Source organism: Streptomyces sp. HUAS MS02, from assembly GCF_055702265.1.
Genome location: NZ_CM146747.1, coordinates 2952211 through 2974004, shown reverse-complemented (window position 1 = coordinate 2974004; position 21794 = coordinate 2952211). Strand labels below are relative to the sequence as shown.

The window sequence follows — 21794 nt, the reverse complement described above, 5'->3', positions numbered from 1 at the left end:
TGTACGGGCTACTCGGATCGGAGCTGTGATGCAGGACGTCCCCACGCTGGTGGCACAGGCCAGGGAAGGGCGGCCCCGGGCCGTCGCCCGGCTGATCTCCCTGGTGGAGGGGGCGTCCCCGCAACTGCGTGAGGTCATGGCGGCACTCGCGCCGCTCACGGGCGGCGCGTACGTGGTGGGCCTCACCGGCTCGCCCGGCGTGGGCAAGTCCACGTCCACGTCGGCGCTGGTGACCGCGTACCGCAGGGCCGGCAAGCGGGTCGGCGTGCTCGCCGTCGACCCGTCCTCGCCCTTCTCCGGTGGTGCACTGCTCGGCGACCGCGTCCGGATGTCGGACCACGCCTCCGACCCCGGCGTGTACATCCGTTCGATGGCGACCCGTGGTCACCTGGGCGGCCTCGCCTGGGCGGCCCCGCAGGCGATCCGGGTCCTGGACGCGGCGGGCTGCGACGTGATCCTCGTCGAGACGGTCGGGGTCGGGCAGTCCGAGGTGGAGATCGCCTCCCAGGCGGACACGTCCGTGGTGCTCCTCGCCCCCGGCATGGGGGACGGCATCCAGGCGGCCAAGGCCGGGATCCTGGAGATCGGCGACGTCTACGTCGTCAACAAGGCCGACCGCGACGGCGCGGACGCGACCGCGCGCGAGCTGAACCACATGCTGGGGCTCGGTGAGAGCCGTGGGCCCGGGGACTGGCGGCCGCCGATCGTCAAGACGGTGGCGGCGCGGGCGGAAGGGGTCGACGAGGTCGTCGAGGCGCTGGAGAAGCACCGGGCGTGGATGGAGGAGCGGGGGGTTCTCGCGGAGCGGCGCCGGGCTCGTGCGGCTCGTGAGGTGGAGACCATCGCGGTGACCGCCCTGCGGGAGCGGATCGGTGACCTGCACGGGGATCGGCGGCTGGAGTCTCTCGCGGAGCGGATCGTGGCGGGGGAGCTGGATCCGTATCGGGCGGCGGATGAGTTGGTGACGGGGCTGACGGAGGGCTGACCCCCAGGGGCCGCGCCCCTGAAAGGGGCGCGGGGCACTGCGCGAGAAGTCCCACCGGGCCCGCGGTCGCCCGTGAACCCGTACTCCCGAGCTCTCTCGCGGCTGCTAACTTGGCCGTATGTTCCCTCACATGGCGTAGAGGCGGCCCCGCCCCGCATGCGACATCGCGTCGCCCCGCGGGGCTTCGGTGTCCCCCGATACGCCTCCCGTGAGGAACCCTTCGCATGTCCGCGACCTCCCCGCGGCCGTCGTACGCCGCGGTGCTCCGCATCCCGTACGCCCGCCGCACCTTCGCCGCCGCGCTCGTCGGCCGGCTCTCCTACGGCATGGTGCCGCTCGCCGTCCTGCTCGCCGTGACCCGCGCGACGGGGTCGTACGCCGTCGCCGGCACCGTCATGGCCCTCTTCGGGGCCACCAGCGTCCTTTTGTCGCCCGCGAGGGCGGCACTCGTCGACCGGTACGGCCCCCGCCGGGCTCTGCCACCGATGGCCTCGCTGTACGCCGTGCTGCTCGTCCTGTTGGCCGTGGCGGCCTGGCGGCCGGGCGCCTCGGCCCCGGTGCTCGGTGCGGTCGCGGCGGCGGCGGGCGCCTGTACGCCGCCGCTCGGGCCGACGATGCGCACGGTGTGGAGCGAACTCGCCGCGGAGCGGGGGCTGTTGCCGCGTGCGTACAGCCTCGACGGGGTCGCGGAGGAACTGCTGTTCGTGTCGGGGCCGTTGGTGGTGGGCGTGGTGGTGGGCCTCGCCCTTCCGGCCGCCGCCGTGGTCCTGGGCGCCGTGCTGGTGGCGGTCGGGACCTTCGGGTTCGTCGCCTCCCCGGCCCTGGCGCGGGTTCCGGGGCGGGGCACCGTGTCCAGGTCCAGGTCCAGGTCCAGGTCCGGGGCGGGGGCGGGCCCACGGGCCTGGTGGGGCGTCTCCGCGATCGTGCCGCCCGTCGTCGCGGCCGGCGGTGTCGGGCTGGCGCTCGGGGCGCTGGACCTGCTCGTGCTGGCCTTCGCCGAGCAGCGGGGCCACGGGGACGGCGTGGTGGCCTGGGTCTTCGCCGCGCTGTCCGCCGGGAGCGCGGTGGGCGGGCTGCTGTACGGCGCGGTCGAGTGGCGCTCCGGTGCCCGCGTACGGCTCGCGCTGCTGACGGCGGGGCTGGGTCTCGCCCTCGCGGGTGCGGGGCTCGCCCCGAACCTCGCCGTCCTCACCGGCGCCGTCGTCTGCGCGGGCCTCTTCGTCGCCCCGGCCCTCACCACCGCGTACCTGGTCGCCGACGCCACCGCCCCGCCCACCGCCCGCACCCGGTCCGGCGCCTGGGTCAACACGGCCGTCAACGCGGGTATCGCGACGGGGGCGGCGGCCTCCGGGCTGCTGGTGGACCGCCTCTCTCCCGCCCTCGGCTTCGCCCTGGCGGGTGCCACGGCCCTTCTCGCGGCGACCGCCGTGGGAGTGGGAAGCCGACGGGGCCGCGCGGCCGGTTCGGAGACGAGCGCGGAGGAAAGCGGGGAGGAAAGCGGGGAGGAAGGCGTGAGGGGGCAGGCCGCCCGCGCGGGGGCGAGCGAGCATCAAGGAGCGTGAGCCGTCACGCGACCGGCGCCCAGTCGGTCGTGGGACGGCTCACGCGGCGACCCGCGCGGTCGCGGCGCCTTCGTGACGGGCCGTCGGGCGGCCATCCCCGTCAGCGTGCGCGGCCGAGGACGTCCCCGGTCGCGCGAACGGCAGTAGGGGCACCCGGCGTCGGGTGCCCCTACCTGGGGTGAGGAAGGCCGCGTGCCTCCGGGGGGGAGGAGGAGGCGGCGGGCTTCCCGGCGTGGAGGAGGGGGCGGGCTCCCGGGATGTGGGGGAGACGGAGCGCCGGTCCTCCTGGGGGACGTCCGGCTGAGGGGGTCGGCGGGACGTTCCTCCCGGTGGTCTGGTCGGACCCGCGAGGGGTCAGTCCTCCGTGCGGTCGGCGGTGAGCTTGCCGGAGTCGAGGTTCACCCTCCAGTCGCTGCCGGTGCCGTCGGCGGCGGTGGTGTCGACCTCCCAGGCCTGGTCCGCGCTCTCCTCGTCGAGGTCGACGGAGGTCACCGTCCCCTTGCCGGCGGCGGCCTCGGCGGCCTCGGCGGCCGTCACGGAGGCGCCCTTCAGCGCGGTCCGGATCTGCTGGGTCTCGGCGGCGTCGTCACCGTCGTCGTCGCGGTCGGCGTGCGAGCCGAGGACCTTGCCGGTGCCGGGGTCGACCTGCACGCTGAACCACTTGCCGCCGCCGGTCAGCACGTCGACGTCCCAGACCAGGTTCGTGCCCTCGTCGTCGAGGTCGGCGGAGACCGCCGTACCGTCCTTGTGCTCCAGCGCCGTCCTGATCGCCTCGGCGGCCGTGACCTGACCGGCCTTCGCCTCGGCCGCGTTCTCGGCCTTGTCGTCCGCGTCCTGGTCCGTGTCGCGGGCCGCCCGGTCCTCGGCCTTGTCGTCCGCCTTGTCCTGGGCCGTGTCGTCGGAGTCGTCGTTCGGGTCGTCGCGGTCGTTGTCGTCGTTCGACACCGACACGGTCTTCTTCGCCGGCGCCTCGTCGTCACCCGCGACCGCGATGGCGGTCGCGGTGCCGCCGCCGATCAGGGCGACGGCCGTGATGGTGGCGATGACGATGTTGCGCTTCATGGGGTTCCTCCAGGATGCGACTGGCTGCAACCAGTAACGGATGATGTCGCCGGTTGCAGATGACTTGTCAGGATCGTCTGGCTGATCCGGCTTGTCTGCCTCGTCTGCTTTCGACGGGAACCAATCTGGCCGACCGACGCTGAAGCGGACCTGAAGCCCCCTGAAGACCGCTTCAGGTTCGGTTTGCCAAGCTGAACGCATGCGTCTGTTGATCGTGGAAGATGAGAAGCGGCTCGCGGTGTCGCTGGCCAAGGGCCTGACGGCCGAGGGGTACGCCGTGGACGTCGTCCACGACGGGATCGACGGACTGCACCGGGCGAGCGAGGGGTCGTACGACCTGGTGATCCTCGACATCATGCTGCCCGGCATGAACGGCTACCGCGTCTGCGCCGCCCTGCGCGCCGCCGGTCACGACGTGCCGATCCTGATGCTCACCGCCAAGGACGGCGAGTACGACGAGGCCGAGGGCCTGGACACGGGCGCCGACGACTATCTGACCAAGCCGTTCTCGTACGTCGTCCTCGTCGCCCGGGTGAAGGCGCTGCTGCGGCGGCGCGGCCCCTCGGGCGGCGCCTCGCCCGTGCACGAGGTCGGCACGCTGAAGGTCGACACCGCCGCCCGGCGCGTGTTCCTCGCCGAGGACGAGATCACCCTCACCACCAAGGAGTTCTCCGTCCTGGAGCAGTTGGTGCTGAGAGCCGGTGAGGTCGTCTCGAAGGCCGAGATCCTGGAACACGTCTGGGACTTCGCCTACGACGGCGACCCGAACATCGTCGAGGTCTACATCAGCGCGCTGCGCCGCAAGCTCGGCTCCACGCTCATCAAGACCGTACGCGGGGCCGGATACAGACTGGAGGGCCGCTCGTGAAGCGCCGCCTGGGCTCGGTACGGGCCCGTGCCACCCTCGCCGCGACCGTCGTCGTCGCCGTGGCCCTGGTCGCCGCGGGCGCCGCCGTCCTGCTGTCGCTGAGGTTCACCCTGACCGACAAGGCGGACGCGGAGGCCGACTCCGTGGCCCGCAACGCCGCCTCGGCACTGGCGAACGGGTTCGCCTACGCGGAGCTGAGGCTGCCGGACGGGGACGAGAACCCGGTCGAGGTGTTGGACGTCGACGAGAAGCCCGTAGCGGTCGGCGAGGACGTCGAGGGCATGGACGTGTCCGCCATCGACTCGAACCGGCTGAACTCCGAGACCAACGACGACGCCGACGACCGTGCGGAGGGCGACCGGGACGCCGAGGACGAGGGCACCCTGAAGGCGGGCGATGTCGCCGACGAGACCTGGTACGGCGAGGGCACCGCGACCGTCGAAGGGGTCACGGCGGACTACCGGTTCGCCGGGGTCGAGGTGGTGACGCCGGCGGGTGTGCCGCTCACCGTTTATGCGGGTGCTCCGCTCTCCACCGAGGAGGACGCCGTCGGCACCGCGCTGACCACGATGCTCATCGGGCTTCCGCTGCTGCTGCTGACCGTCGGCGGGGTGACGTACGTCGTCACCGGGCGGGCACTGCGACCCGTCGAGGGCATCCGTGCGGAGATGGCGGCGATCACGGCCTCCGAGGACCTCTCGCGGCGCGTCCCCGAGCCGGACACGCACGACGAGGTCGCCCGGCTCGCACGGACCACGAACGAGACGCTGGCCGCGCTGGAGGCATCGGTGGAGCGGCAGCGCGCGTTCGTCGCGGACGCCTCGCACGAACTGCGCAGCCCCATCGCCTCGTTGCGCACCCAGCTGGAAGTGGGCGCCGCGCACCCGGAGTTGCTGGACCTGGACGGGGCGGTCGAGGACACCGTGCGGCTGCAGAGCCTCGCCGCCGACCTGCTGCTGCTCGCCCGCCTGGACGCGGGAGAGCGGCCGCCGCCGGACGCGCGGTTCGACCTGGCGCGGGTCGTACGGGAAGAGGTGGCGTCCCGGGAGGGCGTGACCCTGGACGGCGTGGACTCGGTGGAGCTGCGCGGCTCGCGCAACCAGATCTGCCGTGTCCTCGGCAACCTCCTGGACAACGCGGACCGCCACGCCCGCGACCGGGTCGCCGTCACGCTGCGCACCACGCCGGACTGGGCGGTCCTCCAGGTGGCGGACGACGGCACGGGCGTCCCGCCGGCCGACCGCGAGCGCATCTTCGAACGCTTCGTCCGCCTGGACGAGTCCCGGGCGAGGGACGACGGCGGCGCGGGTCTGGGGCTCGCCATCGCCCGGGACATCGCCGTACGCCACGGAGGCACCCTGACGATCGGCGACGCCCCGGAAGGCGGCGCCCTCTTCGAACTCAGGCTCCCCTTGGGACCCCCGCGCCCCTAGGGGGCGCGGGGAACTGCGCGACCAGCCACGACGAACCCGCGGCCGACACTCGACCCGCAGTCCGCCGGCCCGCCCCGAAAGAGGGTTACGGCTTACCGCGGTGGCTCCGGAGGTGCTCCGCGATCGGGACGAGCGACTTGTGCAGCTCCGCCATCGCCTCCTCCGACAGCAGGTCGATGAAGTGCCGCCGCACGGAGGCGACATGATGCGGCGCCACCCGCTGCATCGTCTCCATGCCGTGCTCGGTGAGCACGGCGAACAGCCCGCGGCGGTCGGACTCGCAGTTCTCCCGGCGCACCAGGTCGGCGTTCTCCATCCGGGTGATCTGGTGCGAGAGGCGGCTCTTGGACTGGAGCGTGGCGGCGGCGAGGTCGCTCATCCGCATCCGCCGCCCCTCCGACTCGGAGAGGTTCACCAGGATCTCGTAGTCGTTCATTGTCAGGCCGAACGGCTGCAGGTCTCTTTCGAGCTGGTGCGTCAGCAGCCTGTTGACGTCCAGATGGGTGCGCCAGGCGCACTGCTCCGCATCGGTCAGCCAGCGCGTGGCCGTTTCGGTCTCCATGAATGAAGTCTACCTAAAATGTTGAAAGGCGAACTAGTGAGGGTTCGTCGGTGTCGTTCGTGCGGACAGGTCGGGTCTTACGGGTGTGGAGCATGACAACGCGCACACGTTCGATGTCACACTCCGCAGACTACCGCTCACAGCCCGAAGCGACGCTGCAGGTCCCCCAGCTGTCCGGGAAGGCGCGGTGCCCCCGCCGGCTGTCCGGGATGCCCGGGTACCCCACCGCCGCCGGGTACGCCCGGCTCGTGCGGGACCATGCCCGTGGCCTGCTCGGCCATGAGTGTCTCGGACGACTGGAGCAGCACCGTGCCCGCCCCGACGAACTCGAACTGGTGCTCCTCGCCGGACGCCCCGCCGATGCCCGTCATCGCACGTAGACCGCCCATGACACCGGCCATGTAGCTGTGGTCGTAGTGGTGGCACGGCGAGGGGCAGTCGGCCCACCCGACCAGGGCCTGCGGGTCGACCCGGATGGGGGGTTCCATGAACACCACCGGGCCGTTGGAGGCCGCCACGAACTTGCCCGTGCCGATGAGGGTCAGAAAGCCCGGGACGATGGACTGCTTCAGCGAAAGACTTGGCTGAAAAGCGAGGAGGTTGCCCGAGCGAATGGTGAGGTTGCCGTCCTCCAGGTCATATGAATTGACGTCGAAGGCCCGGTCGGCGAGGAGCATCTTGCCGGACCCCTCGGCCACGACCCAGTCGCTCGCGTGCAGAGGCGAATGGAACGACGTACGGACGAGACCGCCGAGACGGCCGTGCCCGATGCCGTTGAACTCCATCTGGCCGTAGTAGGCGATCATCTTGCCCTTCTGCAGGAACCACTGGCTCCCCTTGAGCTCCACGCAGAAGGTGTAGTTGTTGACGTTGTCGTCGGACGGCAGCGTCATCGGGTCGTGGACGGTCGGTCCGGCGACCGGGGCCCCGTACATGCTCACAGCTTCTCCTCCGAGGCCTGGACGTACACCGCACCACTGCCGCTCAGCTCCAGCTGGAACGCCTCGCCGGAGCCCCGGCCCACCATGTCGCGCCAGCCGAGCGCGGTGGACAGCTTGTTGCGTACGTCGCCGTGGTGCGCCACGTACGCCTGCGGGTCGACATGGACCGGGCGCTGGGGCGTGATCGGGACCTCGATCACCCCGCCGTGCGCCATGACGGCGACGGCGCCGTGGCCCTTGAGGGTGGTGGTGAACAGGCCCTGGCCCGTCACCTGGCCCCGGACCATGCCCATGACGCCGCCCTGCGAGCCCATGAACATCGTGCCCTGCTGGAGGGTGCCGTCGAAGGCCAGCAGGCGGTCGGCCTCGACGTAGAGGGTCTCGCCGGTCAGGTTGATCACCTGGATGTGGTGACCGCCGTGCCCGAACAGGACCGTGCCGCTGCCCTCGACGGTCATCAGCGGGGTCGCCTCGCCCGCCACCCGGCGGCCGATCATCGACGCGATGCCGCCCTGCCCGCCCTGCATGTTGGGGGTGAACGACACCTCGCCCTTGTAGGCGAGCATCGCGCCGCGCTGGCTGAACAGCCGCTGGCCCGGCAGCACGGTCGCCTCGATCATCTTCGAGTTGATCTCACGGAAGGCCATGTCAGACGTCCCCCGCCACCGTGTTGCGCTCGCTGGGCTGGACGTACACGAGTCCGTCGCCCTCGAAGCGGATCTGGAACGCCTCGCCGCCGCCCTCGCCCATGAACGTGCGGAACGTCACACCGGACTGGAAGGACTGCTGGAGGTTGCCCTGGTGCGCGATGTACGCCCCCGGGTCGACCGTCAGCGGGTACTGGTGGCTCACCCGCAGCACCACCGCCGGGCCGTCGGACATGATCGCCGCCTGGCCGTGGCCCTCGACGGTCGTGGTGAACAGGCCGTTGCCCTGCGAGGCGCCGCGCAGCCCCGTGAAGCTCGTGCCCGTACGCAGCCCGGAGTCCGTCGCGAGCAGATTGCTCGACTCCACGTACAGCTTGTCCCCCTGAAGATTCACGAGGTTGATCTCGGAGGCCCGGTCCGCGAACCAGCAGGTCCCTTGCCCGGTCACCTCCATCAACGTCATCTGTTCACCCGTGAGGCGCCGCGTCACCATCCCGCGCAGGCCCTCACCGCCGCCGCTCAGCTTCTTGAACGACATCTGACCGTCGTAGGCGACCATCGAGCCGTTCTTCGCCTTGACGGCGTCCCCGGTCATGTCGACGGCCAGCACCTTGCTGCCTTGAAGTCGGAACATTGCCACGGGGTGACGTTAACCGGCCGATGGCCGGACAGGACAGGGCCCAGAGGTGGATCTCGCCCCTGAAGGGACCCTAGGGGGCCTCCCTGGGGCGGCGGATGTCAGAATGGGCCGAGCTTGTGCTTCCGTTCACAAAGACCGAAGGTGACCCGTGGACATAAAGACCGCCTCCGCCCTCCGCCGCCTGCGCCTCGTCTCCGCCCCCGAGGCCGTCTCCTTCCTGCTGCTTCTCGTCTGCTCGGTGCTCAAGCGGACCACGGAGTTCAACGCGGTGCCCGTGATGGGCTGGGTCCACGCCATCCTCTTCATCCTGTACCTGATCTTCTGGGCCGACGCCTGGAACCGTACGAAGTGGTCGCTGAAGACCGCCGCGCTCTACTTCGCCCTCGCCGTCCTGCCCGCCGGCGGCTTCTTCGCCGAGCGCAAGCTGCGCCGTGAGGCCGAGGACGCGGTGATCGCCGGCCGCGCCCGCAAGGAAGGGGTCGTGAACGCGTGATCGTCGCCTTCTCCGTGACCCCCCTCGGGGTCGGCGAGGACGTGGGGGAGTACGTCGCCGAAGCCGTACGGGTCGTCCGTGAATCGGGGCTGCCGAACCGGACGGACGCCATGTTCACCTCGATAGAAGGTGACTGGGACGAGGTGATGGACGTCGTGCGCCGAGCCGTCGCCGTCGTCGAGGAGCGCGTGCCCCGCGTCTCCCTCGTGCTCAAGGCCGACATCCGCCCCGGCGTGACGGACGGCCTCACCTCCAAGGTGGAGACGGTGGAACGCCACCTGTCCGAGCCGTCGTAGCGGCGTCCCGCACGCGGTCGCCGTCGCCGTTCTGAGAACCCCACCCCGGTCCTTTCGGACCGGGGTTTTCTCGTGCCGTGCTGTTTGAGCGATCGCTCAAATCGGAGTACGGTCGTGTCCAGCACATTGAGCAGTCGCTCAAAAATGGCTCAGTGACGGCACCGACCTGGGGGAACGCGGATGGGGCTCTACATCGAGGCACGAGTACGGGCGAACCTGGAGGAGGTGTGGGCCCGCACCCAGGAGCCGGCCCTCCACCAGCGGTGGGACCTGCGCTTCACGGAGATCGACTACCTCCCGCGCGGCGACGGCGAGCCGCAGCGCTTCCGGTACGCCACCCGCGTGCTCCCCGGCCTGACGGTCGCCGGGACCGGCGTCTCGGCCGGGGAGAAGGAGCGCCCGGACGGCACCCGGACCTCGGTGTTGCGGTTCGCCTCGCCGCACCCGCTCTCCCTGATCGCCGAGGGCAGCGGCTACTGGCGCTACGTCCCGGACGGCGCGGGCGTCCGCTTCCTCACCGGCTACGACTACCGCCCCCGCTGGGGCCGCCCGGGCGCCCTCGCCGACCGTGTGCTGTTCCGCCCGCTCATGGGCTGGGCCACCGCCTGGTCCTTCGACCGCCTCCGTCTCTGGCTGGAGCGGGACATCACCCCCGAACGCGCCCTGCGGCGCTGGCTGGCCGAGGCGGTCGTGCGCGGGCTGACCGTCGTGGCCGCCTGCGCCGGGCTCGCGTACGGGGCGCTGGGGGAGCCGGCGGGCGCCCTGGCGCCGCTCGCGCTGTTCGCGACGCCGGTCCTGGCCGTGTCGGCGGTGCTGGCCGCCCTGCTCGTACCGCCACTGCCCGGCACCCCGTCCGCCCGCCGCTGCGTGCGGAAGGCACCCGCACGTGCGCGTGCGCCTCGTCTGCTCGCGACTCTGAAGGGATGATCGGCATGGATGCCACGACACCGGGGACCGTCCCGTCCCGCGCCACCGCGCCGGCCTCGATCTTCCGTACGGTCATGGGTGCGGACTTCGAACGGCTCCATCCCGAGCTGCGCCGCCGCTTCTCGGTCGGACTGGCGAGCGGGCAGGCGTGCACGGGCCGGGGGGTGATGGACCGTGTCTGGCACGGGCGGGGCCTGGTGAAGCCGTTCCTCGCGCTCGGGGGCACCCGGAACATCCTCGTCCCGCGCGAGGGGCGCGACGTGCCCTTCACCATCGAGAACGTGCCGTACGTCGACGGGTTCGACCGTGAGACGGTGACCTTCGTGCGTACCTTCGACCTGCCGGGCCGGCCGCGCCGGTTCGACGCCCAGATGGTGTTGAGCCCTAAGGGCGACCGCGTCCTCGACTACCTCGGCACCCATCAGCACCTCGCCAGCGACCTGCACTTCGCGGCGGAGCCCGATGGATCGCTGCTGATCCGCTCCGGCGAGCACCGCTTCCGGGAGGGGCCGGTCGACGTCCGGGTCCCCGGTCTCATCGGCGGCGACGCCGAGGTGCGGGAGCGGTTCGACGAGCGGACGGGGCGCTTCCGGATCCAGGTGCGGGTGGTGAACCGTCACTTCGGGCCGCTCTTCGGTTACGAGGGCTCGTTCACCGCGAGCTACCAGGACGTGCGGGTGTGCGGGGTGCGGGCCGGGTTGCGGCCGGTCCGTGAGGAGGCGCGGGCGTGAGCGGGGCACAGGTGTGAGCGGGGCGACGGTATGAGAGGGGTGCGGGTGTGAGCGCGGCGACGCGGACGAAGCTGTTGGAGGGCGCGCTGCGGACGCTCGTCGAGCAGGGGATCGCCAAGACCTCCGCCCGTACGATCGCGGCGACCGCCGGGGTGAACCAGGCGCTGGTCTTCTACCACTTCGGCTCCGTGGACGAACTGCTGGCGGAGGCCTGCCGGTACGGGGCGGAGCAGCGGGTCGCCCGCCACCGGGAGCGGATGGCGGCGATCGGCTCGCTCTCCGAACTGCTGGCCTTCGGGCGGGAGATGCATGTGGAGGAGCGGGCGGCGGGGCATGTGGCGGTGCTCGGTCAGCTGCTGGCGGGGGCGCAGACCCATCCTCGGCTGGCGCCGGCTACGGCGGCGGGGCTGGACCTGTGGATCGCGGAGGTGGAGGGGGTGCTGCGGCGGGTGCTCGCGGCTTCGCCACTCGGGGAGTTCGCCGACGCCCGGGGGTTGGCTCGGGCCGTGGCTTCGTCTTTTGTGGGGCTGGAGTTGTATGAGGGGGTTGATCCGGAGGGGGCGGGGGAGGCGTTGGGGGCGCTTGAGCAGCTTGCGGGGGTAGTCGCGGCGTTGGATGGGCTGGGGCCTGTGGCGCAGCGGGCGGTTCGGCATCAGTTGCGGAGGGTCGCGGGGCGGTGAGCGTCGGCTGCGGGGGCTGTCGGCCGTGGGTGCGGCGGGTTTTCTCGCCCCCGCCGCCCCTACCCTGCCCATCCTCCAGGGGGCTGCGCGCCCCCTTCGACCCCCCGTCAAGGATTCGGGGCTCCGCCCCGGACCCCGTTCGCGCAGTTCCCCGCGCCCCCAGAGGGCGACCGAAAGGCGAGACGGGGCTGACCGGGATGTGACCGGCCGGTAAGGTCGGTGCCGTGCCGAAGCCGCTCAGCCTCTCCTTCGATCCCATCTCGCGCGCCGACGAGCACTGGAAGCAGCGCTGGGGAAACGTCCCGTCCATGGCCGCGATCACGTCGATCATGCGTGCCCACCAGATCCTGCTGGCGGAGGTCGACGCGGTGGTCAAGCCGTACGGGCTGACGTTCGCGCGCTACGAGGCCCTCGTGCTGCTCACCTTCTCGCAGAAGGGTGAGCTGCCGATGTCCAAGATCGGCGAGCGGCTCATGGTGCACCCCACGTCCGTGACGAACACCGTCGACCGCCTGGTGCGGTCCGGCCTCGTCGACAAGCGCCCGAACCCCAACGACGGCCGGGGCACCCTCGCCTCCATCACCGACAAGGGGCGCGAGGTCTGCGACGCGGCCACCCGTGACCTGATGTCCATGGACTTCGGCCTCGGCGCCTACGACGCCGAGGAGTGCGCGGAGATCTTCGCGATGCTCCGGCCGCTGCGGGTGGCGGCGGGGGACTTCGAGGAGAGCTGAGCGGCGACCGAGGGGCGCTCGAAGATCGTGCCGGACCTGTGGCTACGCTCGTGGGCATGAAAAAGAGCGTGCTGACCCGCTACCGCGTCCTGGCCTACGTCACCGGTGTCCTGCTGGTTCTGCTGACCCTGGGCATGATCGGCAAGTACGTGCTCGAACTGGACGGCGCCGCGGACTTCACGTACGTGGTCAGCCTCGCGCACGGCTGGCTGTACGTCCTGTACCTGGTCTTCGCCTTCGATCTCGGCTCCAAGGCGAAGTGGCCGGTCAAGAAGCAGATCTGGGTGCTGCTGGCGGGCACGATCCCGACGGCCGCCTTCTTCGTGGAGCGCAAGGTCAGCCGCGAGCTGGAAGCGAAGATCGAGGACAGCTCGCTCGCGACCGCCAAGGCGTAGGCCCTACCGCCGTACGGACGCGTACGGCGGTCTGTCGTCGACATTTATTAGGACGTCCTAGTAAATTGGTGGTATGGACGCTGACGCCATCGAAGAGGGCCGCCGCCGCTGGCAGGAACGCTACGACTCCGCGCGGAAGCGGGAGGCCGACTTCACGACGCTCTCCGGGGACCCGGTGGAGCCCGTGTACGGGCCTCGGCCGGGGGACGCGTACCAGGGCTTCGAGCGGATCGGCTGGCCGGGGGAGTACCCCTTCACCCGCGGGCTGTATGCGACCGGCTACCGGGGGCGGACCTGGACGATCCGCCAGTTCGCGGGGTTCGGGAACGCGGAGCAGACGAACGAGCGGTACAAGAAGATCCTCGCCAACGGGGGCGGGGGCCTGTCCGTCGCCTTCGACATGCCGACGCTCATGGGGCGGGACTCCGACGAGCCGCGCTCGCTCGGCGAGGTGGGGCACTGCGGGGTCGCCATCGACTCCGCCGCCGACATGGAGGTGCTGTTCCAGGACATCCCGCTGGGCGACGTCACCACCTCCATGACGATCAGCGGGCCCGCCGTCCCCGTCTTCTGCATGTACCTCGTGGCCGCCGAGCGGCAGGGCGTCGACCCGGGCGTGCTCAACGGCACCCTGCAGACCGACATCTTCAAGGAGTACATCGCGCAGAAGGAGTGGCTCTTCCAGCCCGAGCCGCACCTGCGCCTCATCGGCGACCTCATGGAGCACTGCGCGGCCCAGATCCCCGCGTACAAGCCGCTCTCCGTCTCCGGCTACCACATCCGTGAGGCCGGGGCCACGGCGGCGCAGGAGCTGGCGTACACGCTCGCGGACGGCTTCGGCTACGTGGAGCTGGGACTCAGTCGGGGGCTGGACGTCGACGTGTTCGCGCCCGGGCTGTCCTTCTTCTTCGACGCGCACGTCGACTTCTTCGAGGAGATCGCCAAGTTCCGCGCGGCGCGCCGGATCTGGGCGCGGTGGATGCGGGACGTGTACGGGGCGCGGACGGAGAAGGCCCAGTGGCTGCGGTTCCACACCCAGACCGCCGGGGTCTCGCTGACCGCGCAGCAGCCGTACAACAACGTCGTCCGTACGGCGGTGGAGGCGCTGTCGGCGGTGCTCGGCGGGACCAACTCGCTGCACACCAACGCGCTGGACGAGACGCTGGCGTTGCCGTCCGAGCAGGCCGCGGAGATCGCCCTGCGGACGCAGCAGGTGCTGATGGAGGAGACCGGGGTCGCCAACGTCGCCGATCCGCTGGGTGGTTCGTGGTACGTCGAGCAGCTGACGGACCGTATCGAGGCCGACGCCGAGAAGATCTTCGACCAGATCAGGGAGCGGGGACTGCGGGCGCATCCGGACGGGGTGCATCCGATCGGGCCGATCACGTCCGGGATCCTGCGGGGGATCGAGGACGGGTGGTTCACCGGGGAGATCGCGGAGTCCGCCTTCCGGTACCAGCAGGCGCTGGAGAAGGGGGAGAAGCGGGTCGTCGGGGTCAATGTCCACCACGGCTCCGTGACCGGGGACCTGGAGATCCTGCGGGTCAGTCACGAGGTGGAGCGGGAGCAGGTGCGGGTGCTCGCGGCGCGGAAGGGGGCGCGGGACGACGCGGCCGTGCGGTCCGCGCTCGACGCGATGCTCGCGGCGGCGCGGGGTGGGGCCAACATGATCGGTCCGATGCTGGACGCGGTGCGGGCCGAGGCGACGTTGGGGGAGATCTGCGGGGTGCTGCGGGAGGAGTGGGGGGTGTATACGGAGCCTGCGGGGTTCTAGGGAGCCGCCACCTCGGGGGTTCGTCGTCGGGTGCGGGCGCGTGGGGGCTGGTCGCGCAGTTCCTCGCGCCCCTTACGGGACGCTGACTTACGGGGCGCCCCTGCGCAGGCCGTGCAGCAGCAGGGCCGTGAAGCCGCGGGCCCACTCCTCGTCCGCCGGTTCCGCGCTGACCAGGGTGCGGTGGACCACCGCACCCGCGACGACGTCGAAGATGAGGTCGACGGTGCGGGCGGCGGTGGCGGGGTCGGATTCCGGGGGGAGTTCGCCGCGGAGCTGGGCGCGGGCGCGGCCCTCCAGGACGAGGCGTTTCTGGCGGTCGACGATGGACGCGCGGATGCGTTCGCGCAGGGCGTCGTCGTGGGTCGACTCGGCGACGACGGCCATGAGGCCGCTCTTGGCCTCCGGGCGAGCCAGGATCGCCGCGAACTGGAGCACCACGCCCTCGATGTCGGCCGCCAGGCTGCCCCGGTCGGGGAGGCGCAGTTCGTCGAAGAGCTCCGCCACGGCGTCCACGACGAGTTCGTTCTTGCCGGCCCAGCGGCGGTAGAGGGTCGTCTTCGCGACACCCGCCCGGCCGGCCACGTCGCCCAGGGTCAGCCTCGACCAGCCCAGCTCGACCAGCGCCGCACGGGTCGCTGCCAGGATCGCGGTGTCCGCGGCGGCGCTGCGTGGACGGCCGCCCGTGGCGCGGGGGGCGGGGGTGCTGCTCTGCATCCGCCGACCATATCCGGCCGTTGTCCAAGTCCTGCCCGTCGTCGTGAGGCAGATCACCGCGGAGTGGGTACTGAGGGGTACAGGAGAGCCTCCGGGCCCGTTACGCTACGGGTCGTAGCGAAAGTCTGGCGGGCTCCTGGCCCAGGACGCTTTTCACCTGCGTGCTCGGAAGGGGGAGGATGTACTCATGCAGCCACGGAACATGTCCATGAGCGGAGTCGTCGACCTCGCCGCGGTGAAGGCGGCCCAGGAGGCCAAGGCGAAGGCGGAGCAGGCGCGCGCCGAAGCGGCCCGGCAGGGCGGAGGAGGGGCGGTCTCCCCGGCCGACCTGGTCATCGACGTCGACGAGGCCGGGTTCGAGAGCGAGGTCCTGCAGCGGTCCACCGAAGTCCCCGTCGTCATCGACTTCTGGGCCGAGTGGTGCCAGCCCTGCAAGCAGCTCAGTCCGGTGCTGGAGCGCCTCGCCGTCGAGTACAACGGCAAGTTCGTCCTCGCGAAGATCGATGTCGACGCCAACCAGATGTTGATGCAGCAGTTCGGGATCCAGGGGATCCCGGCCGTGTTCGCCGTCGTCGCGGGACAGGCCCTCCCGCTCTTCCAGGGTGCCGCCCCCGAGCAGCAGATCCGCGCGACCCTCGACCAGCTCGTCCAGGTCGCCGAGCAGCGCTTCGGGCTCACCGGCCTGGTGGTGGACCCGGACGCCGAGTCCGGCGCCCCCGTGGAGGCGGCCCCGGAGATCCCGGCCGGCCCCTACGACCACCTGCTCGAAGCCGCCGTACGGGCCCTGGACGCGGGCGACTTCGGCGGCGCGGTGCAGGCGTACAAGAACGTGCTGAGCGACGACCCGGGCAACACCGAGGCCAAACTCGGCCTCGCGCAGGCCGAGTTGCTCCAGCGCGTGCAAGGTGCCGATCCGCAGGACGTACGCAAGGCGGCCGCCGAGAACCCCGGTGACGCGCAGGCGCAGATCGCGGCGGCGGACCTCGACCTCGTCGGCGGACATGTGGAGGACGCGTTCGGGCGACTCATCGACACGGTGCGGCGCACGGCCGGTGACGACCGGGAGGCCGTACGGCTGCGGCTGCTGGAGCTCTTCGAGGTGGTCGGCGGTGACGACCCGCGGGTGGCCGCGGCGCGTCGGTCGCTGGCGCGGGCCCTGTTCTGACCTGTCCGTGAACCCCTGCCTCGGCTGAGCGTTGGCTGTGACGGGCTGAGGTCCGGGGGGCTCGTGAGCACCCCCGTCCCGGAGTGCCGGGGCGGGTGGTGCGCGAGTGAGAGATTTGGCGACACAGCGATACCGCGGCCGCGCTTTACCAAATCTTGGTAATCGCGGCCGCTGTTACTGGCAGTAAGAGAAACCCGTCGTTCTGTCGGACTCTGTCCGACTGTCCGCCCATGTGTCGCCTCACTCGGCGCCACCCAGGGTCGCTGGCCGATGCCGATGGGTCGTTGTTCGGTTATCCGTCCGTTACTAGCCAGTAACGACCCCCCTTGCGGGGGCGGCGAGAATGCACCACGATCGGCGACGCTCGGTCCTGTCCCGTACCCCGCCAGCCAGTCGGGTCAACGGGTTTTGTGGGTCCCCACCGAGTAGAGCGGGCGACAGTGGCGCCGGCTCTTGGGCAGGGGGGTCTCCGCCAACCGCGGAGCCTGTCCAGCAGGTTGTGCGTGATGCGTGTCAGGCGCGACCAGTGGTTGTCGCTCGGGGGTGATCGCCGGTGATTCGGGCGCTTTTTCGCGCCACCGAGCGCGGGCGCTCTCCTTCCCGAGGACGTAGCTACTTCTCCCATCCCTGTCCGGCTGAGCCGCCGCCAAGGGGCGAGCCGGTGTCAGGAGATGTACGTCCGAGAAGGAGGAAATATGGAGTCCCAGGTGCGTGGCGGGACCAGATGGAAGCGGTTCGCTGTGGTCATGGTGCCCAGCGTCGCCGCCACGGCAGCGATAGGTGTCGCCCTCGCGCAGGGTGCTCTCGCCGCGTCGTTCAGTGTGTCGGGCCAGTCGTTCAAGGTGACGGCCGGTCAGCTCGACGGCACGGGCTTCTCGCAGTACGGAGCGCTCGACGAGGGTTACACCCTCAAGGGCGAGAAGACGGTTCACCCCGTCGCCGTTTCGGCGTTCAAGTCCGCGACGATCACCAACATGTGCCAGTCGGTCGTCACCCCGGGTGTCCCGCTGCTCGGCAGCGTCAGCCTCAAGCTGACCGCCGGTACCGGTGGCAAGAAGGTCGAGGCCGAGAACCTCTACATCGACGTCGAGGACCTTGAGGCGGACGCCGTCTTCAAGGGCATCGACATCGGTGTGGCGGCCAAGGACGCCAACAAGGGTCCGGGCATGAAGGGTGGCTCGGAGCAGGCCAACCCCTACGGGTTCGCGCAGCAGGCCGACTCGGCCTCGCTGACCGGCGTGAAGCAGACGGCGTGGGCGACCACCGCCGGAACCTTCAAGCTGAGCAACCTGAAGATGTCGCTCCACAAGGGCGTCGTGGAGTGCTACTGAGCACTCCCTGGGCGGGTGAGGGGGCCTGCGCTTCTTCGCCCGCCCGTCCCTCTCGCCGTGCGCTCCACCGCGCACGCGATCTCCGTACCTGAATTCCGTACGTCGTCCTCGTACGTGACGTACGTGAACTTCTCACAGCAACACCGTTCCAGGGAGCTGTTGTCCATGAGCGCCGAGTCCACGGGGCAGAACGAAGACTATCTCCGCGCCTTTCGGCGGCGCTTTAGTGACTGGAGGGGCTCACGTCCCTTCTGGGCGGGCCTGTTGGTCCTGCTCGGCGGTTTCCCGATCATGTACCTGCCGTACGCGAACCTCCAGATAGGCCACCTGACGCTCGCCATGTCGACGACGGGCGGCGCGGGATCCCTCATCATCGGCGTGCTGCTGGTGGTGCTCGGGGTCAGCCTCTGGTTCCAGCGGCACGTACGCACCTTCGCCGGTACGGCGGCGATCCTCCTGGCGCTCGTGTCCATCCCGGTCTCCAACCTCGGCGGCTTCGGTGTCGGCTTCCTGCTCTCCCTGATCGGCGGTGCGCTGGCCATCGCCTGGGCGCCCGGTCACGAGGAGGCGGCGGTGCCGTCCACCTACAAGACCCCGTCGCGGACGCCGGTGCCGCAGGACACGGCCCCCGAGAACACGGCACAGCAAGGTGCGGTCGCCCTGCACAAGGGCGACGCCCCGGAGCCCGCGGAAGCGGGTTCGGTGAGCGGGGCGTCGAACGGCGAGGGCGACGACCTGACAGGTACCACCCCCACGAACGGGACGAACGGGAGGCACAGTGCCGGCTGACGAGGTGACCCACGGGACTTCGGTGGGAGAGTCCCGTGCGAGATCCGGACCGCGGCACGCGGCGCCCAAGAAGCCCCTTCTCACCAGGCTGAACGTGCCCGCGGGCAAGGCGATAGCCCTGGCGGCGATGCCGACGGCGGTCCTCATGGGCATGGGCTTCACGCCCACGCTGACGCTCGCCCGCGCCGACGACCCGGCGAAGCTCAGCCTGACGGCGGACGAGTACAAGGACTGCGTGGAGGCACTGGAGGCCGCCGAGGAGGGCGCCGACGCCTCCGCCTCGCCGACCCCCACCCCGTCCGCCGAGGCCTCGGAGAGCGCCGCCCCCACGGACGAGGGCAAGGACGAGGACACGTCCGCGGGCGACGACACCGCCGGCGACGGCAACTCCTCCGGCGACCCGGCCACCGACGACACGACCACGGACGACTCCGCGTCGTCGGATTCAGGTTCCGACGACGCGGACGGCTCCGCCTCGGACGAGTCGTCGACGGACGACAGCGACAAGTCCGCGACCGACACGGCCGGTTCCGGCGAGGCCCCCTCGGCCGACACCTCCGGGACCGGCAGCGGCGGCAACGTGCTGGAGGACATCGGCACGGCCATCGAGGACCTGTTCACGCCGGACGACAAGGAGACGGAGACCCCCGCTCCGTCCACGTCCACCAGCCCGTCCCCCTCTCCCTCCCCCTCGGACGACGCCTCCGGCTCCGACGAGGGCGAGAAGGACGACTCGGGCTCGGACGCCGGCAAGGGCGCCAAGGACACCGCCGACAACGCCTCCGACAAGGTCGAGGACGCCGCGAAGGACGTCACCGGCGACGCCGAGGACACGGAGAAGACGGCCGACGACGCCACGGACGACGCCACCGCCACGCCGAGCCCCTCGCCGAGCGAGAGCACGGACCTGGAGGGCTGCCCCGTCGCCACGGACGACGAGAGCGGCGTGGAGAAGGGCATACCGCCGCTGCCGAACGACCCCTGGTATCTCGACGCCAGCTCGCTGCTGCTGAAGGGCGCCGACTACCAGGGCGTCGTCAAGGTGAAGACCGCCGACGGCTCGGTCAAGGAGGTGCTGAAGTACGTCATATCCGACGGCACCGACATCGGCGACCTGCACCAGACGGTCGAGGACAAGCAGGCCGGCGTGACCTACCACGTGCAGGCCGGCAAGGGCACCACGTCCACGATCCGCGAGGGCAAGACGGTCATGTACACCGAGAAGATCTCCGGCAACCTGCTCGGTCTGATCCCGGTGACCTTCGACCCCAAGCACCCGCCGCCGCTGAACATCCCGCTGATCTACTTCACCAAGGTGAAGGTCGTCCAGGCGGGCCAGTTCGGCGGAACGCTCACCGTTCCCGGCATGCACCAGTTCATGACCGACTGAGCAGCCGGTCACCCCGGGCCCGGGAAACCGGGCCCTCACAGGACCCGTTCCGGGAGCCGCACAGCACTGAGGGCGCCCCCTGTTCCCAGGAGGCGCCCTCAGCGTTGTCGTACGACGGTGACGGCCGCGTCAGTCGCGGGCGCCGCCGCCCAGGTGGTGCACCCGCACCATGTTGGTGGTGCCCGGGACGCCGGGGGGCGAGCCGGCGGTGATGACCGCGATGTCGCCCTCGTTGAAGCGGTTGAGCTTGACCATCTCGTGGTCGACCAGGTCGACCATCTCGTCGGTGCTGTTCACGAACGGCACGACGTGCGACTCGACACCCCAGCTGAGCGCCAGCTGGTTCCGGGTGGACTCGTCGGTGGTGTACGCGATGATCGGCTGCGACGCGCGATAGCGGGAGAGCCGACGGGCGGTGTCACCGGACTGCGTGAACGCCACCAGGGCCCGCCCGCCGAGGAAGTCGGCGATCTCGCAGGCGGCACGGGCGATCGAACCGCCCTGCGTACGCGGCTTCTTGCCCGGCACCAGCGGCTGCAGACCCTTGGAGAGCAGCTCCTCCTCGGCCGCCGTGACGATCTTCGACATCGTCCGGACGGTCTCCAGCGGGTACGCGCCCACGCTGGACTCCGCCGACAGCATGACCGCGTCCGCGCCGTCCAGGATCGCGTTGGCCACGTCGGAGGCCTCGGCGCGCGTGGGACGGGAGTTGGTGATCATCGACTCCATCATCTGGGTCGCCACGATCACCGGCTTGGCGTTGCGGCGGCACAGCTCGATGAGCCGCTTCTGCACCATGGGGACCTTCTCGAGCGGGTACTCGACGGCCAGGTCGCCACGGGCGACCATCACGCCGTCGAACGCCATCACGACGTCCTCCATGTTCTCCACCGCCTGCGGCTTCTCCACCTTGGCGATGACGGGGACCCGGCGGCCCACCTCGTCCATCACCTTGTGGACGTCCCGCACGTCGTTGGCGTCCCGCACGAACGACAGCGCCACCAGGTCACAGCCCATGCGCAGCGCGAACCGCAGGTCCTCGACGTCCTTCTCGGACAGCGCGGGCACGTTGACGGCCGCGCCGGGCAGGTTGATGCCCTTGTGGTCGGAGATGACACCGCCCTCGACGACCTCGGTGCGCACGCGCGGCCCGTCGACCTCCAGGACCTTCAGCTCGACGTTGCCGTCGTTGATGAGCACCTGGTCGCCGGGGGAGACGTCCCCGGGCAGCCCCTTATACGTCGTACCGCAGATCTGCCTGTCGCCCGGCACGTCCTCGGCGGTGATGGTGAACTCGTCACCGCGCACCAGCTCCACCGGACCCTCGGCGAAGGTCTCCAGACGGATCTTCGGGCCCTGGAGGTCGGCGAGGACACCGATGGCCTTGCCGGTCTCCGCGGCGGCGGCCCGGAGCCGGTCGTAGCGGCCCTGGTGCTCGGCGTGGCTGCCGTGGCTGAAGTTGAAACGGGCCACGTTCATGCCGGCCTCGATGAGGGCCACCAGTTGCTCGTGGGAGTCGACCGCGGGGCCGAGAGTACAGACGATTTTCGAACGGCGCATGGGACGATCCTATCGGTTTGTTTCGCTACGGAATATTCCGTCTGGCGGAATGCATATGGGCGGCTCTGCGCTCAATCGTGTTACCGGCGTGTATTGCCCGGTGGCGCTCAGGTGT

Annotated in this window: 23 protein-coding genes; 16 read left to right on the top strand and 7 right to left on the bottom strand. The window is 70.8% G+C overall.

What is annotated here, in order from left to right; all coding sequences use genetic code 11:
- The first annotated feature begins 28 nt into the window (after positions 1–28).
- Entirely contained in the window at positions 29–985 is a 957-nt protein-coding gene (meaB, locus tag ACZ9QC_RS12465) for a methylmalonyl Co-A mutase-associated GTPase MeaB (protein ID WP_472920216.1), read from the top strand.
- A 224-nt stretch (positions 986–1209) separates the two neighbouring features.
- The gene (locus ACZ9QC_RS12460; RefSeq protein WP_472920215.1) at positions 1210–2547 is read left to right on the top strand and encodes an MFS transporter; all 1338 of its coding nucleotides are present in this window, start codon (positions 1210–1212) and stop codon (positions 2545–2547) included.
- A gap of 354 nt (positions 2548–2901) precedes the next feature.
- On the opposite strand, the gene ACZ9QC_RS12455 is transcribed toward ACZ9QC_RS12460, so the two are convergent.
- The gene (locus ACZ9QC_RS12455; RefSeq protein ID WP_472920214.1) at positions 2902–3609 is read right to left on the bottom strand and encodes a PepSY domain-containing protein; all 708 of its coding nucleotides are present in this window, start codon (positions 3607–3609) and stop codon (positions 2902–2904) included.
- Positions 3610–3808: 199 nt separating this feature from the next.
- On the opposite strand from ACZ9QC_RS12455, the gene ACZ9QC_RS12450 reads away from it, so the two are divergent.
- Complete coding sequence (locus ACZ9QC_RS12450) at positions 3809–4477, top strand: response regulator transcription factor (protein ID WP_472920213.1); 669 nt, start codon at positions 3809–3811, stop codon at positions 4475–4477.
- Positions 4474–5910 (top strand): sensor histidine kinase, encoded by a 1437-nt coding sequence (locus ACZ9QC_RS12445; protein WP_472920212.1) that lies wholly within the window; start codon positions 4474–4476, stop codon positions 5908–5910. Before ACZ9QC_RS12450 ends, ACZ9QC_RS12445 begins: the two co-directional genes overlap by 4 nt.
- A gap of 85 nt (positions 5911–5995) precedes the next feature.
- Here ACZ9QC_RS12445 and ACZ9QC_RS12440 read toward each other — a convergent pair whose 3' ends face one another.
- The 4 genes from ACZ9QC_RS12440 to ACZ9QC_RS12425 form a co-directional block, all read right to left on the bottom strand.
- Positions 5996–6472 (bottom strand): MarR family winged helix-turn-helix transcriptional regulator, encoded by a 477-nt coding sequence (locus tag ACZ9QC_RS12440; RefSeq protein ID WP_184899511.1) that lies wholly within the window; start codon positions 6470–6472, stop codon positions 5996–5998.
- 137 nt (positions 6473–6609) lie between these two features.
- Positions 6610–7407: an AIM24 family protein gene (locus ACZ9QC_RS12435; RefSeq protein WP_472921669.1), complete on the bottom strand. Its 798-nt coding sequence runs from the start codon at positions 7405–7407 to the stop codon at positions 6610–6612.
- A 2-nt stretch (positions 7408–7409) separates the two neighbouring features.
- A complete protein-coding gene (locus ACZ9QC_RS12430) occupies positions 7410–8060 on the bottom strand; it encodes an AIM24 family protein (RefSeq protein WP_472920211.1) in 651 nt (216 codons plus the stop codon).
- 1 nt (position 8061) lies between these two features.
- Positions 8062–8694: an AIM24 family protein gene (locus tag ACZ9QC_RS12425; RefSeq protein ID WP_184903697.1), complete on the bottom strand. Its 633-nt coding sequence runs from the start codon at positions 8692–8694 to the stop codon at positions 8062–8064.
- A gap of 154 nt (positions 8695–8848) precedes the next feature.
- Between ACZ9QC_RS12425 and ACZ9QC_RS12420 the strand changes: the two genes are divergently transcribed.
- From ACZ9QC_RS12420 to ACZ9QC_RS12385, 8 genes are all read left to right on the top strand, one after another.
- On the top strand, positions 8849–9193 hold the full coding sequence (locus ACZ9QC_RS12420; RefSeq protein WP_472920210.1) for a DUF3817 domain-containing protein: 345 nt from the start codon (positions 8849–8851) through the stop codon (positions 9191–9193).
- Positions 9190–9489 carry an MTH1187 family thiamine-binding protein gene (locus ACZ9QC_RS12415; protein WP_472920209.1) on the top strand — a complete coding sequence of 100 codons (300 nt, stop codon included), beginning with the start codon at positions 9190–9192 and terminating at the stop codon, positions 9487–9489. Before ACZ9QC_RS12420 ends, ACZ9QC_RS12415 begins: the two co-directional genes overlap by 4 nt.
- Positions 9490–9669: 180 nt before the next feature.
- Complete coding sequence (locus ACZ9QC_RS12410) at positions 9670–10416, top strand: hypothetical protein (protein WP_472920208.1); 747 nt, start codon at positions 9670–9672, stop codon at positions 10414–10416.
- 5 nt (positions 10417–10421) lie between these two features.
- On the top strand, positions 10422–11147 hold the full coding sequence (locus ACZ9QC_RS12405; protein ID WP_472920207.1) for a DUF4166 domain-containing protein: 726 nt from the start codon (positions 10422–10424) through the stop codon (positions 11145–11147).
- 47 nt (positions 11148–11194) lie between these two features.
- Positions 11195–11827 (top strand): TetR/AcrR family transcriptional regulator, encoded by a 633-nt coding sequence (locus ACZ9QC_RS12400; protein ID WP_472920206.1) that lies wholly within the window; start codon positions 11195–11197, stop codon positions 11825–11827.
- Positions 11828–12051: 224 nt separating this feature from the next.
- The gene (locus tag ACZ9QC_RS12395; protein WP_472920205.1) at positions 12052–12561 is read left to right on the top strand and encodes a MarR family winged helix-turn-helix transcriptional regulator; all 510 of its coding nucleotides are present in this window, start codon (positions 12052–12054) and stop codon (positions 12559–12561) included.
- A 56-nt stretch (positions 12562–12617) separates the two neighbouring features.
- Entirely contained in the window at positions 12618–12956 is a 339-nt protein-coding gene (locus tag ACZ9QC_RS12390; protein ID WP_184899520.1) for a DUF3817 domain-containing protein, read from the top strand.
- A gap of 73 nt (positions 12957–13029) precedes the next feature.
- Entirely contained in the window at positions 13030–14730 is a 1701-nt protein-coding gene (locus ACZ9QC_RS12385) for an acyl-CoA mutase large subunit family protein (RefSeq protein ID WP_472920204.1), read from the top strand.
- Positions 14731–14817: 87 nt separating this feature from the next.
- On the opposite strand, the gene ACZ9QC_RS12380 is transcribed toward ACZ9QC_RS12385, so the two are convergent.
- On the bottom strand, positions 14818–15444 hold the full coding sequence (locus tag ACZ9QC_RS12380; protein ID WP_472920203.1) for a TetR/AcrR family transcriptional regulator: 627 nt from the start codon (positions 15442–15444) through the stop codon (positions 14818–14820).
- A gap of 187 nt (positions 15445–15631) precedes the next feature.
- Between ACZ9QC_RS12380 and ACZ9QC_RS12375 the strand changes: the two genes are divergently transcribed.
- The 4 genes from ACZ9QC_RS12375 to ACZ9QC_RS12360 all read left to right on the top strand — a co-directional run bounded on the left by ACZ9QC_RS12375 (position 15632) and on the right by ACZ9QC_RS12360 (position 20119).
- Positions 15632–16609, top strand: a complete 978-nt coding sequence (locus ACZ9QC_RS12375; RefSeq protein WP_316725768.1) for a tetratricopeptide repeat protein — start codon at positions 15632–15634, stop codon at positions 16607–16609.
- A 695-nt stretch (positions 16610–17304) separates the two neighbouring features.
- Entirely contained in the window at positions 17305–17940 is a 636-nt protein-coding gene (locus ACZ9QC_RS12370) for a DUF6230 family protein (protein WP_230220458.1), read from the top strand.
- Between the two features lie 165 nt (positions 17941–18105).
- Positions 18106–18729 (top strand): DUF6114 domain-containing protein, encoded by a 624-nt coding sequence (locus ACZ9QC_RS12365; protein ID WP_472920202.1) that lies wholly within the window; start codon positions 18106–18108, stop codon positions 18727–18729.
- Positions 18719–20119 (top strand): hypothetical protein, encoded by a 1401-nt coding sequence (locus ACZ9QC_RS12360; protein WP_472920201.1) that lies wholly within the window; start codon positions 18719–18721, stop codon positions 20117–20119. The genes ACZ9QC_RS12365 and ACZ9QC_RS12360 overlap by 11 nt, the downstream gene beginning before the upstream one ends.
- Positions 20120–20248: 129 nt before the next feature.
- On the opposite strand, the gene pyk is transcribed toward ACZ9QC_RS12360, so the two are convergent.
- Positions 20249–21679, bottom strand: a complete 1431-nt coding sequence (gene pyk, locus ACZ9QC_RS12355; protein ID WP_472920200.1) for a pyruvate kinase — start codon at positions 21677–21679, stop codon at positions 20249–20251.
- Positions 21680–21794 lie beyond the last annotated feature (115 nt).

What these genes read in the sequence shown, in the direction of transcription:
- meaB (WP_472920216.1), top strand. Translation starts at nt 29, where the DNA reads ATGCAGGACGTCCCCACGCTGGTGGCACAGGCCAGGGAAGGGCGGCCC.
- ACZ9QC_RS12460 (WP_472920215.1), top strand. Translation starts at nt 1,210, where the DNA reads ATGTCCGCGACCTCCCCGCGGCCGTCGTACGCCGCGGTGCTCCGCATC.
- ACZ9QC_RS12455 (WP_472920214.1), bottom strand. Translation starts at nt 3,609, where the DNA reads ATGAAGCGCAACATCGTCATCGCCACCATCACGGCCGTCGCCCTGATC.
- ACZ9QC_RS12450 (WP_472920213.1), top strand. Translation starts at nt 3,809, where the DNA reads ATGCGTCTGTTGATCGTGGAAGATGAGAAGCGGCTCGCGGTGTCGCTG.
- ACZ9QC_RS12440 (WP_184899511.1), bottom strand. Translation starts at nt 6,472, where the DNA reads ATGGAGACCGAAACGGCCACGCGCTGGCTGACCGATGCGGAGCAGTGC.
- ACZ9QC_RS12435 (WP_472921669.1), bottom strand. Translation starts at nt 7,407, where the DNA reads ATGTACGGGGCCCCGGTCGCCGGACCGACCGTCCACGACCCGATGACG.
- ACZ9QC_RS12430 (WP_472920211.1), bottom strand. Translation starts at nt 8,060, where the DNA reads ATGGCCTTCCGTGAGATCAACTCGAAGATGATCGAGGCGACCGTGCTG.
- ACZ9QC_RS12425 (WP_184903697.1), bottom strand. Translation starts at nt 8,694, where the DNA reads ATGTTCCGACTTCAAGGCAGCAAGGTGCTGGCCGTCGACATGACCGGG.
- ACZ9QC_RS12410 (WP_472920208.1), top strand. Translation starts at nt 9,670, where the DNA reads ATGGGGCTCTACATCGAGGCACGAGTACGGGCGAACCTGGAGGAGGTG.
- ACZ9QC_RS12405 (WP_472920207.1), top strand. Translation starts at nt 10,422, where the DNA reads ATGGATGCCACGACACCGGGGACCGTCCCGTCCCGCGCCACCGCGCCG.
- ACZ9QC_RS12390 (WP_184899520.1), top strand. Translation starts at nt 12,618, where the DNA reads ATGAAAAAGAGCGTGCTGACCCGCTACCGCGTCCTGGCCTACGTCACC.
- ACZ9QC_RS12385 (WP_472920204.1), top strand. Translation starts at nt 13,030, where the DNA reads ATGGACGCTGACGCCATCGAAGAGGGCCGCCGCCGCTGGCAGGAACGC.
- ACZ9QC_RS12380 (WP_472920203.1), bottom strand. Translation starts at nt 15,444, where the DNA reads ATGCAGAGCAGCACCCCCGCCCCCCGCGCCACGGGCGGCCGTCCACGC.
- ACZ9QC_RS12375 (WP_316725768.1), top strand. Translation starts at nt 15,632, where the DNA reads ATGCAGCCACGGAACATGTCCATGAGCGGAGTCGTCGACCTCGCCGCG.
- ACZ9QC_RS12370 (WP_230220458.1), top strand. Translation starts at nt 17,305, where the DNA reads ATGGAGTCCCAGGTGCGTGGCGGGACCAGATGGAAGCGGTTCGCTGTG.
- ACZ9QC_RS12365 (WP_472920202.1), top strand. Translation starts at nt 18,106, where the DNA reads ATGAGCGCCGAGTCCACGGGGCAGAACGAAGACTATCTCCGCGCCTTT.
- pyk (WP_472920200.1), bottom strand. Translation starts at nt 21,679, where the DNA reads ATGCGCCGTTCGAAAATCGTCTGTACTCTCGGCCCCGCGGTCGACTCC.